General features: G+C 35.6%; 9 protein-coding genes. 3 read left to right on the top strand and 6 right to left on the bottom strand.

Annotation, left to right across the window (positions count from 1 at the left end; genetic code table 11):
- Positions 1-5 precede the first annotated feature (5 nt).
- Together rfaD and EHQ58_RS13015 are read right to left on the bottom strand one after the other, a co-directional pair.
- Positions 6-977 (bottom strand): ADP-glyceromanno-heptose 6-epimerase, encoded by a 972-nt coding sequence (rfaD, locus tag EHQ58_RS13020; RefSeq protein WP_135624345.1) that lies wholly within the window; start codon positions 975-977, stop codon positions 6-8.
- A gap of 26 nt (positions 978-1,003) precedes the next feature.
- Positions 1,004-2,785, bottom strand: coding sequence for a UbiD family decarboxylase (locus tag EHQ58_RS13015; RefSeq protein ID WP_135624344.1), 1,782 nt, complete (start codon positions 2,783-2,785; stop codon positions 1,004-1,006).
- Positions 2,786-2,846: 61 nt separating this feature from the next.
- Between EHQ58_RS13015 and EHQ58_RS13010 the strand changes: the two genes are divergently transcribed.
- Entirely contained in the window at positions 2,847-4,388 is a 1,542-nt protein-coding gene (locus tag EHQ58_RS13010; RefSeq protein WP_135624660.1) for a phosphatase domain-containing protein, read from the top strand.
- A 21-nt stretch (positions 4,389-4,409) separates the two neighbouring features.
- Positions 4,410-5,897 (top strand): acyltransferase family protein, encoded by a 1,488-nt coding sequence (locus EHQ58_RS13005; protein WP_135624343.1) that lies wholly within the window; start codon positions 4,410-4,412, stop codon positions 5,895-5,897.
- Between the two features lie 19 nt (positions 5,898-5,916).
- On the opposite strand, the gene EHQ58_RS13000 is transcribed toward EHQ58_RS13005, so the two are convergent.
- A complete protein-coding gene (locus tag EHQ58_RS13000) occupies positions 5,917-7,494 on the bottom strand; it encodes an LA_3751/LA_3752 family putative glycosyltransferase (RefSeq protein ID WP_135624342.1) in 1,578 nt (525 codons plus the stop codon).
- Positions 7,491-9,071, bottom strand: coding sequence for an LA_3751/LA_3752 family putative glycosyltransferase (locus EHQ58_RS12995; RefSeq protein WP_135624341.1), 1,581 nt, complete (start codon positions 9,069-9,071; stop codon positions 7,491-7,493). Before EHQ58_RS12995 ends, EHQ58_RS13000 begins: the two co-directional genes overlap by 4 nt.
- A gap of 206 nt (positions 9,072-9,277) precedes the next feature.
- On the opposite strand from EHQ58_RS12995, the gene EHQ58_RS12990 reads away from it, so the two are divergent.
- Positions 9,278-10,924 (top strand): hypothetical protein, encoded by a 1,647-nt coding sequence (locus EHQ58_RS12990; protein ID WP_135624340.1) that lies wholly within the window; start codon positions 9,278-9,280, stop codon positions 10,922-10,924.
- A gap of 22 nt (positions 10,925-10,946) precedes the next feature.
- Here EHQ58_RS12990 and EHQ58_RS12985 read toward each other — a convergent pair whose 3' ends face one another.
- Together EHQ58_RS12985 and EHQ58_RS12980 are read right to left on the bottom strand one after the other, a co-directional pair.
- Positions 10,947-12,959, bottom strand: coding sequence for an O-antigen ligase family protein (locus EHQ58_RS12985; RefSeq protein ID WP_135624339.1), 2,013 nt, complete (start codon positions 12,957-12,959; stop codon positions 10,947-10,949).
- Between the two features lie 46 nt (positions 12,960-13,005).
- Positions 13,006-13,812 (bottom strand): glycosyltransferase family 2 protein, encoded by an 807-nt coding sequence (locus EHQ58_RS12980; protein ID WP_135624338.1) that lies wholly within the window; start codon positions 13,810-13,812, stop codon positions 13,006-13,008.
- Positions 13,813-13,815 lie beyond the last annotated feature (3 nt).

The raw sequence follows: 13,815 nt of genomic DNA, 5'->3' as shown, positions 1-13,815 counted from the left end.
TAGGTTTAATGCCCTTCTTTTTCTAGAAGGGCCACATAGTCAGCAACTGAATCTTTAATCGTTGTAAAGCCAAGATTGTAGCCGGTCTCGAGCAGGCGGTCTATCTTTGCGCACGTATAATACTGGTATTTTCCCTTTAAAATTTCGGGCATCTCTATGTAGTTCACATTCAATTCCTTTCCAATTGCGGCAAACATTGCTGAGGCAAGTTCGTTCCAACTTTCCGCTATTCCCCTACCAACGTTATAAATCCCCTTTTTTCCGTTCAAAAGTAGAAACAGCGTGATCTTGCTTGCGTCTTTCACATAAAGAAAATCTCTCTTTTGTTCTCCATCTTTATACTCCGAACGATAAGATTTGAATAAGTTGAGCTTTCCTGTTTCTTTGATTTGCTCATAACCTTTTAAGACCAAACTTCTCATCTCTCCTTTATGAGCCTCTCCAAAACCGAATACATTAAAGTATTTTAGCCCAGTGATTTCCCGGATTAAACCAGTTTTGGTTGCATACAAATCGAATTTGTGCTTAGAGTATCCGTACATATTGAGCGGTTTGAGAGACTCCAAAGGTAGGCGGTCATCATATCCAAACTCCCCGTCCCCATAAGTGGCTGCACTGGAAGCATAAGCAAAGGGAATTTTAAACTTAACGGCGATATGGGCCAAATCTTTTGTAAAAATATAATTATTATGAATTAAATAAGAGGCATCTTTTTCCGTTGTCGCCGAACAGGCCCCAAGGTGGATGATGTGAGAAAAATCTTTAAAAAACGATTCGTGAGAATCCATCTGCCTTCTTAGCTCGTCCTTCTCAAGATAATCATGATAGGAATTTCGCCGTAAATTTGTCCATTTGTCGGTTGTTCCCAAATGATCACAGATAATTATTTCCGTGGTACCTTGCTCATTTAGATCCTGCACGATTTGAGAACCTATGAGACCTGCGCCCCCAGTGACCAATATTTTATTCTTTTTCATAACGTATAATGTAAACTCTTAAGATCTTAGCATATGGAATCAATGATCTTTCCAAATTTTTGGTCTACCGCTCTCACTGTCTCTTCGAGTGGAATCAGAACATCAGGTATCCAGGGCTTCATTCTGGCATCGATGACGATAGGTGCAATGTGACGGATATGATTGTTTTCAACGACGTGTCGAGAATAGACATCTCGAGCAGGTTCCATTCTAGTAAATACGGTCCAAATAAAATCATGATCGGATTTTCCAGTGTCGTTTGCATCATCAACGAGAAATACAAATCTGAATCCAGATAGATTCTCTTCGAGTAATTTCTTGGCTAAATTTTCTTCGCCTTGGTAAAAGGGATCTCCCTCTACAATCAGGACGCCTGGCATAAATGTTTTGGCTTTTTTAAAAGATTTGTTTTGAAAGGATCTTTCAAAAGAGTTCGGAAGGTTTTTGTATTTAGGCTCACCTGTTTCGCTGACACCTAAGATTAACATTTTGCTTCCTTTATTCACCTTACCACTGGTATAATCCAAAGTATCTTGACTGATGTGGCTGAAGATATGAACATCGGTTTCGGTATCGCATCTTTCAACGACTGTTTTGAATGTCTCATAAAAATTTTTTAAATTGATTCTTTCATTGGTTACTAACAAGCACTTAGTGAGAGACAATTGACCTTCACCCATGATACGTAAGGCGCCTGTAAATGCCTCTTTGTAGTATCTTTCTTTAACAACTGCTCCGGCAAGCGAGTGGACTCCAGATTCCTCGTATGCCCAAATATTGACTACCTGAGGCATTACGAGAGGGAAAAGTGGTGATAACAAATCCTGCAAAAATTCTGCAATGTAATGATCCTCTTGAGGCGGACGCCCAACCACGGTTGCAGCCCAAATCGCATCCTTTCTATGATGAACGGATGTTACATCAAGATAAGGATATTCATGGGCAAGAGAATAATATCCGTAATGATCTCCAAAAGGACCTTCTAACTTTCGTTTACCTGCGGGTATATTTCCTATGATGGCAAAATCTGCATCGGCTACGATCGGATAGGGTGAAATCTTATTATCCCTTGTGATTTTCAATTTTTCTCCCATAAGGAAAGAAGCAAAAACGAGTTCAGGTATTTCTTCTGGAAGGGGAGCAACTGCCGCAATTGTGAGAGCCGGTGGCCCTCCAACATATACATGTGCAGGCAAGGATTGTCCCAAGAGCTCTGCTTCATGGTGGTGAAAGCCCCCTCCTCTATGAATTTGGATGTGCATGCCTGCTGTTTTTTCATCAAACAACTGTATGCGATACATTCCAAGATTTCCCTTTCCATTGGACGGAGATTCGGTATAAACTAATGGTAAGGTGACAAAAGGTCCACCATCCTCAGGCCAAGAAACGAAATGTGGCAATTCCAGAAGTCCCTTGGGACCGAGCGTGTTTCTGAGAACCTCAGCCCTTCTTACCTTTTTTAAACCGACAAGGAAGGGCAAAAGACCAAGAGAGCGTTCTTTCCATAACGTATCCATCTTTGGTGGCAGGAGCTCCTTTACGAGCCGTGTGAGTCTCTGGATCGTTTGAACGGGCTTATCCCCAAAAGCGAGATGGATCCTTTTTTCGGAACCGTAGAGATTCGTCGCTACCGGGAAACTTGTTCCCTTTACATTCGAAAAAAGAAGCGCTGGTCCTTTTCTGGCCACAACACGGCGTTGGATTTCAGCCAATTCTAGGTATGGATCGACAGGTTCAGAAAAAACAAACAGTTCTTTCTCATTGTGAAGGAGTTTCACGAATTGGGATGTGTTGCGTATGGCATTCATAAAAAAGGGGTGGAAATCTTATCCTTATGGATTAGACTGTGGGCACAACTTTTTCATTTTTATGCCAGATCAGAATCAAAATTCACAACCAAATTTTACAGACATCAAAAGAATCGCCGTATGCGGTGGTTCACTTGGTCGCGAGCGCCGATCCTACATTCGAGGACAGGTGGTCGACATTGGCATAACGGATCCTATGAAAGCAGAAGGCTTATGGGATCTCGTGACTGGACTTTTTTCTGGAGAAGAGAGTAAAATCACACCTTTTTTAGATTTTTCGCTAGCACCGGTTAGAAAGCCCGTCCTTCGTATCGATATTCGCAATGAATCGGGAGAAAAAATATTCTCATCGGGAAAAGTCAAAGCGGATGAGGATGGCTTTTTCTCTTGCGAAGTGCGCGACAAATTACCAACCGGGAAACACACATTTCAGGTGTATCTGGAGGGGTTGGATAGTTTTCGACAATACTCAAAAGACTTGGCCCACTTAAATAATACAGAAGACTCCATTTTGGGGAAGACGACGATTGTTGGGAAAGGGAAACTTCGAGTTCTCTCGGAAGATTACAAAGGTTATATTGTAACATCCGACATTGACCAAACATATTTAGCTACTGATATTCACTCCGGAAAAGGTAAGTTTAGCACACTCTTTGAAACACCTGAACAGAAACGATGCCTGCCAGGCATGCCCGAACTATATCGTCAACTGAGATTGGGCTTAGACAATGCGCCGCTTGCGTTTATTTCAGCAAGTCCTCATTTCTTTCGGCGAACCATGCTTGCCACGATTGCGAACCATAACATAGAAATCGAATCCCTGCATTTAAAATATTTAGAAGGCACGATTAAAGGTGTCTTTGATAAAGTAGTAGGTACATTTTTTAATCCTTTAGAATTTTTGCAAAATGGCTTTAGACCAGCTTGGTCTAGAACAAAAAAATTCTTTGGAGCATCTTACCAAAGTTTGTTTGACCAAATGGCCTATAAACTTTCGATTCTTTTGCATGATCGGGTGTTCCAGCCTACCCACTCAAAAGAGATTCTTATGGGCGATAATACAGAATCAGATTACATGATCTTTACACTCTATCAAATCATTTGTCTAGGAAGACTAGAAGGTGATGTTTTGGAAGATTATCTATATGAATTGAATTTTTTAGGTAGAGACGCGATCACCAGAGATGCTGCCAAAAGAATTCGTAAACTCGGAGAAGAGAACATTCGCATTCATGGAAAAATAAATCCAGTTCAGCTTTCCCTCATCAATATTACCGAAAAAGGGCCTGATAATTTGGGAATGATTGAACTTGTAAAATCAAGTCTACCCGGTCAGTTATGGCAGACCATTTTTCCAAATGAAAATGCGTTTTACGGAACGGAAGGTGCCATTGGCATGAGTGTCATTTTAAACTCATCTGGCTATCTTGATCTAGCTCAAATTTTTCCAATCGTCAGCGAAATGATCGGTGAAATGCATCATGGAAAAATTCTGGATGAAGAAACAATTTTAAAACACTCAAAGAATCTAACGATTCCAGCATTTGCGAAAAAGGAACAAGAGGTTCTCGTAAATTTGTTAGAACGTGCGTTTCAATCATAGTTTTCACATAACACAGGTTTAATGAAAGAGTACTTTTTAGAAATTTTCAGAGTCAATCCAAAAGAAATCAATGAATTGTATGGCATCAGAGCTATTGGATGTTATATAGTCATCGCCTATCATTGTTTTGTGAATGGCCTCGGCTTTATGCCTGCTTACTTTCGAGACTACCATTCCGCATTCCAAAATTTTGAATTCTTAATGGATTTATTTTTCGTGATCAGCTCCTTTCTTGTCTCCTATGCCTTTTCAAACGAATTGAAAAAATCAAATTTCCTTTCGGCTTGGAAAAATTTCTTTTTTAAAAGATCACTTCGGATTTTCCCTCCGCTTTATCTTTTGATTTCCTTTTCGATCATCATTATGGGATTAACACTGCAGGCAGCCAAACAAGGTGCAAATTTGGGTGTCATGACATCAGGTCTTGGTGAATTGGAAATGAAATTAAGCAATTGGTGGGTAGATGTTTTTTATATCTCTAACTATTTTCCGGTACGTATGCTCATCCATGGTTGGTCACTCTCAATGGAAGAACAATTTTACATTGCCATGCCAGTATTTTTTCTATTTTATACTACTTACATTAAAAGAACAAAATGGAAATTTTTATTCCTTCTAGGCTTTCTTGTCTTACCTATTGCGGTTAGAACTTATTATTATTTCCTTATTCCTATGGATTCGAATGAGATTTATGTTCAAAAAATTTTCCATCCCATCCATACCCACTTCGATTCCTTTATCGCAGGAATCTTACTTATGGAAATTTTTAGGCTTCATAAAGATTCTATGCTTAATGTGAAATTTAAAAAATGGTTTTATTTACTCTTTATTCCCTCTACTTTGCTCCTAATTTATAGCTTCACCTTTAAATATGAATCTCTGAAATTTTACCAAACTGTATTTCGGATTTCAGAATTTACGCTCTTCTCATTTCTCCTCGTACTTGGCACTGTATTAGGATATTTCAGTTACTTTAAAACAATGCTAACAAATATTTTAATCGTGTCTGTTGGGAAACTGAGCTATGGTATCTATTTAGTACATCTCTATGTGAGTGGATTTGTAATGATTAAAGTATATAGCTATACAGATATCCAATCTAATGACTCCATAAGTGTATTAAAATCCTCGATTTATACATTGGGAATTTCTACTATATTAGCTCTTCTAAGTTATTATTTTGTCGAAAAACCATTTTTGAAAATCAGGGAATGGTCTCAACCAAGGTTCGACGTCCAAACCCACACATTCTACCGTATTCCTATTAACAATAGTGAACTCAGAATCGTTTCATGGATATTAACTGCGCTTAGTTTTGTTCCCTTTTTCATATTCAAACAATTCATCAAAATTAATTTTGTAGAAAAATCGTTTCTTAGTTCTTCAATTCTTTTTCTTTTGATCACGCTACCTATCTTATTTAATCTTTTTACTCTGATCACCAAGCGATCACTAGGTTTTACCTGGCTGTTCCATGCGAAATTTTCTGTTACATCCAAACAAGCCTGAGTCGCAGAAAATCATTCGCTTACTTTTTTTTCGCGAGAATAATATTCACGCCAAACAACTTTTTAATTTCTAAAATTTCTGTTTTTTTCGGATCAATCTTAACATTAGTTTTATATCTCTGATATAAAGATTTTGGAATATCTGATGAAATATAAATATCCTGAGGACTTTGTATCACGATGAACTGTTCTTTTTCTTTTAATTTATCCAAAAATGTTTCATAGGCATGCGTATCAGTTGTCAGAATATGATTTTTATTTAGGAAAGAATTTCCCATCCATATCGAAGAATAGAGGGAGGTATGAATTACAAACTTCGATGATTTATCAAACTCAACATGCAGAGCATGTAAATCTGCAGACGCGCTCCTTAAAACTTTTAGCCCTTCTCGCGTTGTGACCAAATTAAAATAAATTAAAAAACTAAGGATGACGAACGTAATTGTCTTCCATACAGAATCTTTTATAAATTTTGATTCTCCTAAGTAACTCGAAAATCCGATTACCATGAGGAAAAAAGGTGCTTCTAAATACCTAAGTCCAAAATAACCAACTCCACCATAAAACGTTACATAGAATGGGATGCTAAGTATTGCAAAAATCCCAGAAAATATAAACATGCTTCCGATTCGATTAGATTTCCTTAACACCAAACTAACTACGGGTGCAACAATCATAAAAAAACACAATGGATTGAATTGGAAGATTCCAATCATAAGACTGTCGCCCCAAAGATATGCTTTTAATAATTGGAACCTTTCATAAATACCTGCGCCAGAATTTTCGTTTAGATTGATAGAGGATACGTATCTGAATCCGAGAATATGACCTGAAACCGAAAAATTATAAAGTAAGAAAATAGAAGCTATGGCTGCAAAACCGACTCCCATAAGCAAAGTATTTTTGATATCCCTCATGATAAATAGAAAGCAAATCAAAAGAAAAACTACGGGAAAAATAATTTCTAATCGAAAGAAAAAAGAGAACCCAAGGATAGCGCCGATCAACAGAAAATTGAGAGATTTTTTCTTCTGATCTGACTTTATTGTGTGGGCTAACATATAAAAGGCGATCAAATAGATTAAAAGAAAAAATGAACTTTCCGTGTAGTCAATCGAGGTCAGAATCGGGAAACTAAAGAAAGATAAAGCAACTATAAAAATCCGAAAGAAGGAACGGAATCCAACTACAAGTAAAATGGCATCAAACAAAAAGATGGCTAGAGAGTAAAAAAGAATGGGTAAATATAATAAAATTTTGAGACTAACGATACTCAATAAAATGGCGCCTATCCAATAGAAAAAAGGCGGGTATTCTAATACGCATCTTTCTTTATTGCTATCTGAAGAAAATATGGCCCAAGGATAGGAAATAGGATAAAATTCAAAATTTGGATCCAATGATCGACTAGGATAATAGCATTCCAAAGACAAAAGACCATTTTCTTTGTATTGATAGGTTTGATAAATTTTTATGGCTCCATCGCTTGTAAAATATGGACCATTTTTATCTAGCTTATATCTAAATTGGATCAGGTAAACGACCAATATCATATAAACAAGAATGGGAAAAATAGTTCTTAACTTAAGGTATTTCATTTGTTTATATAACGATGAACAATCGTTAATTCCTTCATCTCAACGTCTTTCTTCGTTAATAGACTATCTAATCTTCTTATGATTTTCCCTGGGCGTATGCCTTCTAAATCCGATGCAGAAAATTTTGTTAAGTTTATATTTTCAGTTCTCGGTTCAATTAGAACAATATTTTTAAATCGATTTTTCTTATTTAAAAACTTTTCCCGAAAGGAAGGCAATTTCTCATCGTTATTAAGAAGGACTACTGGTAAATTGATATAATTAAATCCCGTTTGCATGGCAACGAGTTCGCTTGTAAAAATGATAAGATCGGCATCCAAAAGAGATGTTTCATCCTTGTACTTTAATTGTTGTTTTGCTACGAGTCTTGTTGAGGATAAACCTTTTTTTTCAATCGACATGGTTTGACCCACAGAAAGGATCACTAAAATATTTAGAACAAATGCAAGCTTCCCTGATTTTGTATTCCGGTATTTCCATAACAATTTAGCAGTAAGGTAAACCAAAGGATAAATACATAAAAATAAATAACGAGCACCCCAAGGCGATCCACCATCATTGGGAGCAAGAATCGGGACTGTTAGAATCAAACCAAGACTTGGATAAAAAAATAATTTATCAAGATTATGCATACTCCGAAACTGAAACACTGCCAAAATCAACGTGCCAAGAAACACTATATTTTTTCCAAAGAGTCCGTAATTTGGACCCTCTTTCCATAAGATCACTTTATAATATGCTAATTTTGAAAATAAATCCGAATACACTCCAGAGCTATTTGTATTTAATCTAGGACCAACACTAGATCCATACATAATCTTATTCATGACAAAAAATAAAACAAACATCAGATACATGCTCAAAGTAAAAGCAACTACATCCTTCCATTTAAACAATGTATTTTTATTTACATACTTCATTCCGATTAGAGTAACTATCATTAGGTTGCCGAAAATAAGAACTTCATGACGGAAAAATAGTCCTATCCCAAAGAATAAGCCTGCCAAACATATATTTTTGTTAAACACATTCGTTTCTCTTCGGAATCGGGAGAAAGAAATTCTTGTGAAAAAGTACCCTGCCAACTGGGTTAAAATTAAAATCGAATGTTCCGACACTTCCGAATTAGGTATAAAAAATGGAAGACCCCAAAAAACTAGGATGGCGATAGGAATGCTCTTCTTAACATTCCAAAAGATAAGAATCAAAAGAATTAAATTTAGGATTACAAAAAAATACGGAATGTTCTGTAAATTTAGAAAATGAAATAAAACGGCAACGATGGAGGTAAAGGATATCGGAAATGGTCCAAGCAATTTTTCGCCCAAGCGAAAAGTAAAAATATCCTTCTGAAAAAAACAGAACTCATAATTTGGATCAATACCTAAAAAAGAGTAATATAATCCCTGCTCTTTGAAATTACTTTCGTAAAGTGAATATCCTTGTACCGTTTTTAAAAAGGGATCAACAGGACCAGGCACCTTACCTAATTCTATTTCCCTCAGCCAGTACGATTGGTAGAGGACAGAGGCGAGAAAGAGGAATATATAGACGAGACTAAACCTGGAAATTTTCATTTAGAACTTAAAAACAAAATTAAACTTAGGTAAGCATAGAAAGTCAAACAGAATTAAATGGAATAGAAGCAGTTTACAAATCACGAAATTGAGACCACCTTGGAAATGTTTGCTTATAAATCTGAAAAAAAGAGATTGATTGCAAGTATCCTTAGCAAAATCTTGAATTGACCCGTTGGCCGCCACATTTTAGCAAAAGTCCTCTCATGAATCCAAAAAAATCCTTCCTCCTCCGCTCCTATATACTTGTTCTGCTTGGTATTTCAGTCTATTACAGTTTTTATTTTTTTCTTATTATGCTAACAAGAACCAAAATAAATTTCATACTTGGTCCCTTCGAAGATTACTTTCTCCAGGCTTACTATCAGTATATGAATGGAAAGCCCATATATGCTTTCCCAACGATAGATTACGTAGCCCAAATTTATGGCCCTTTCTATCTTTATCTTAGCAAATTGTTCATATCGTTCTCTCAGATCAATTTACCAAACATAAGACTGGTTTCAGTAATTTCAAACTTTAGCTTACCTGTAGTATTCTTCTTTATACTCCGAAGCATTTCGAGAGTAGAGATGGCAAAATTTAAAACTGTTTTAGCTACTCTTCTTTTCTCAGGACTTTATTTCGTATCCTATGATTTTACAGGTTATTGGTTAGATCTTGCAAAGGTAGATAGCTTACTTAATTTTTGGATTTTATTATCTATTCTTATCTATATTTGGATTTTGAAATCTGAGGTAAACTTTCGTTTGTTACTTCTGCTCTTTGCATTTGCTTGGGTATGTAGCGAATTCATTTTTATCAAACAGAGTTTACTGGTCCTTCCGTTTTTATATTTTGTGTTGATTTTCTTTTTTAAAAATAGAAAGGTAGCTTTTGTATATTTGTTTTTCTACTTATTTTATCAATCATTACTTCTCTGGAATGAAATAAGAGAACTCGATAATTATTATCTTTTTTTCAATTTTATTTTACCTTCCCTACACCCACTCTCAGAAAGATACTTTCTGAAAGAAGTTCTAATTCTAATCATTCCGCAGTTCTTTTTAATCTGTGCTTTCGAAATAATCACCTTCAATAAAATTAAGTTTCAATTCGATAAATATTGGAGACACATTTTGAACGAGAGAGTGTATTACTCTCTTATTTTGATTTTTTTAAGTTTAATATCCATCGGCATACTTGGCAGAATGAAACATGGGGGCTTTGTAAATTCATTTTTATATGCCTATTGTGTCTTGACTGTTATATCAGTGTTTTTACTCTATTTTCACTGGGAGACAATCTCAAATTTTTTAATGCTTTCCCATTTCGCCTTATTCGCATTATTGCTATTACAATTTAAATTATTGCAATATTCTCCACATCGAGTGTACAAATCGTATCTTAAACTAACATCCATCGAAACAGAATACCAACAAAAATTTTGTGACATTCCGGGTGTTATTTTATATGAGAAACTTTCCTTTATGGGGAAAGTATATTGCAATAAGAGACCTTTCTTTACACTTTACTCTGCAACGGATCTCTTGCCTAGCGATCCATTCGTACTTCCGTTGATTGAGGAATACAAAAATAGTTTTAAAAATAGAATCTACGATCGATTGATTTTAGAGGAGGCTGAAAGCGAGCTAGCATCGGCAAATTTTTACCAGGAAGCAGTCAAGGATTACGAACTCAATCCCACTATCCGAAATAAAAATAAGGTTTTATTACACAAAGCAAAATGGGAAAGATTCGATTCTTATGAAAGAATTTTGCCCGATGAATTGACGGAATCAGAACGGAAATTTTTGGAAGTGCATAAAATTTTATTCCCTCCAATCGTTCTTTTTCGAAAGAAAATAAAATAACACCTGAACTTGTCTACTGATCTTACCTGTATGTTTCTTCTTTGATCAATTGATAACGGTCCATTAGAATAAGCTTTAGACGGTAATTTTCTTCCTCTACCTTATCGTTCTTGATGGAAGAAATCTGCATTAATCGAAAATAGCAGAAGGCTTGGTAAAAATTGGAATGAATGCACTCGAGATACTTTCGTTTGGAGGCTTCTAAGTTATTTTCTGGCTCCAGATCAGAATGATACTTTGAAAAATAGACTTCCCCGTCCATCGCAATCGATTTGTAATTCCAAGAATCAAACATTAAATACTTTCGAAGCTCTTCATACCTTTCAAATTTATCACTAGATGCTTTCATACCGGCTGGGATAAACGCGTTTCCTACAAGATCTGTTTTGACTAAGTGCTTGATCGATTCCATTTTTTTAAACATGATAATATACTGCCAAGAGATTATAAAAATCACGAGCACGAGTATAGACAATATCAGATTTAAATATACATCTTTGTGGACCTTTGTTTTTGATTGTCTTTTGGTTTGCAGCAAAAAGCCCAAGAGAACCATTGCAGGAAAAAAAGTAGCGGGGTCTGCTAATGTATAATCAAATAATTCATGAACAAATAAACTGATTAAAGCCATTCCAAATATAAAATAGAAAGAAGATCTCTTTGTTTCATTCTTAATTAAATGTATGATCGAAAGAGTTAAAAAAGTAAGGCACAGCCCTAGACCGATTATACCTAAAGAAAAGAGTACTTGGATAAAAACATTATGAGAATGGATGTTCGGACCAAATGTATGAATAAATCCCAAGTATTCAGAAGCAGTATTCGAATCCAATAATCTCTCAGTATCTATCGCAGCATGGATGTAAGGTGCATCTATACCAAAACCAAACCAAGGAGAGTATAAAAATATCTCCTTTAAATAGAAGTCCCATATGGAAAGTCGGATTTTAAAAGAATCAAAGTTACTGTGATTATATATATAAAATAGTGCAAAAAAGGAGCATAAGATAAATAAACATAAAATACCAACTAAGTAAAGTTTCTTTATCTTTCCGAAGTATTCAGATATACGGAGCTGATTATTTACGAGTAAAAATATGGAAAATGCAATGGTAACTCCAATGTACGACGAACGATTATGAAAGGAGACAAATAGAAAGGAAGCAGATACCAATGAACCAAAATAAAAGAGCGATGGTATTTTATCTTTGAATAAAGATCGATTAAATACAAGGATGATGAAATACAAACAATACATACCACCGAGTGAATTTGTATTAAAACCACCGAAATTCACTTTTAAACCGAGCAGAGCTTTATCTACGAGCAGGTAATTTATTTTGGCACTAAAGATAAAAAGATTTGTAATAAAAAAAACAGAGAGCAATTGCTTCAACAGAATTTTTTGATAAATTCTAGATGGTAAACTTCTAGCAATAAAAAAAACAATGATTGATAAAGTGAAGTAAGAAGTACTGAGCACTGAGTTAAAATAATCATATGAAAGAGGCAGAATACAAAGTAGATAAATGACAATCGCTAGTAAAATTTTATCAATGGCATCATTTACTAATTTTTTAGATCTAAATACCAGAGGCAGATAACAAAGTGCAAACATCAAAAGCGGAATGTTTTTAATTGTAAACCCAAGAAAATACCAAGAGATGCTAATATTCGTTACGCAGAGTGTTACCAAAAGAAACAGAAAACTCAAATTTCGAACGCGAAATAAATGAAAATTGAGCAGAAGAATGAGTGCAAAATAAGATACCTTAAAGTACAATTTGTATCTAGGAATGGATGTTTCCGGAACCATATCTAAGTTGTAAGAGAAAATATACAACAAGAGGAGATTGGCCGAAAGTATAAATAACCAATGCTTTTGCGTCAGACTTCTTAATTTCTTTTTATAATAAGCAATTGAAAATCCGAGGATTAGTAAAACGGAAAGATCCGTAATCGTTTGGAATCGAATGGGAGAAAAATAAAAAAGACCTAGGATATAGGCAAGGAATGCAATTCCAAAAATATACATCTCAGTAATCTCTGTGGGTTTTCGATATCGATAGAACCGTCGACTCTTAGAGCCAGTTTCCACCGATCGGGATGTATTTTTTGGGCATATCTTTTTTGAAAAAATGTTGGTTCGAAGCTATCAAATTGAAATAAAAGATATGACGGAGGGCCGCAAAACCATCCTTCCAAGTAATCTTTTTGCCTTCTAAATAGTTTCTCGGATAATACGAGATTGGATATTCCTGAACTCTTACCTTCAGTCGCGCTACCTTGGCAGTTATTTCTGGCTCAAAACCAAATCGATTGGATTCGAGGTTGATATTCTGAATGATTTCTGATCTGAAAACTTTATAACAAGTTTCCATGTCTGTTAGATACAAACCACTTAAGAAATTTGAGAAGATCGTTAGGATACGGTTTACCAAATAATGAAAGGTGCGATGCACTTGCCTGCCATCTTTTTTAAATCTTGAGCCAAAAACAATATCAGCCTTTCCAGAGATGAGAGGCTCGAGCAAAGCAGGAATTTCTTCCATATCATACTCAAAATCTGCGTCCTGAACCAGAATGATATCGCCCGTCGCGGCAAGAAACCCTCTTTGTAAGGCAGCGCCTTTCCCTTGATTGATTTCCTGAAAAAGAATCTTATGTTTCGATTTGAATTTAAAAGATCGGAGTATCTCTCTTGATTCGTCCTTCGAGAAATCATCCACAAATACAAGTTCCTTATCAGTGGGAAGAGGCAAAAGGTCTATCTTTTCTAAAAATTCCTGCAGATGCCCTCCTTCGTTATAAATTGGTATAATAAGAGAGGTAGTTAACTTCACCGACTTGGATTTGCGATCAGTTTTTGCTGGCTTGGCAGTGTTCATTGT

It is taken from the genome of Leptospira ognonensis (assembly GCF_004770745.1).
Taxonomy (GTDB): Bacteria; Spirochaetota; Leptospiria; order Leptospirales; family Leptospiraceae; genus Leptospira_A; species Leptospira_A ognonensis.
This window is presented reverse-complemented; position numbering and strand designations above follow the sequence as displayed.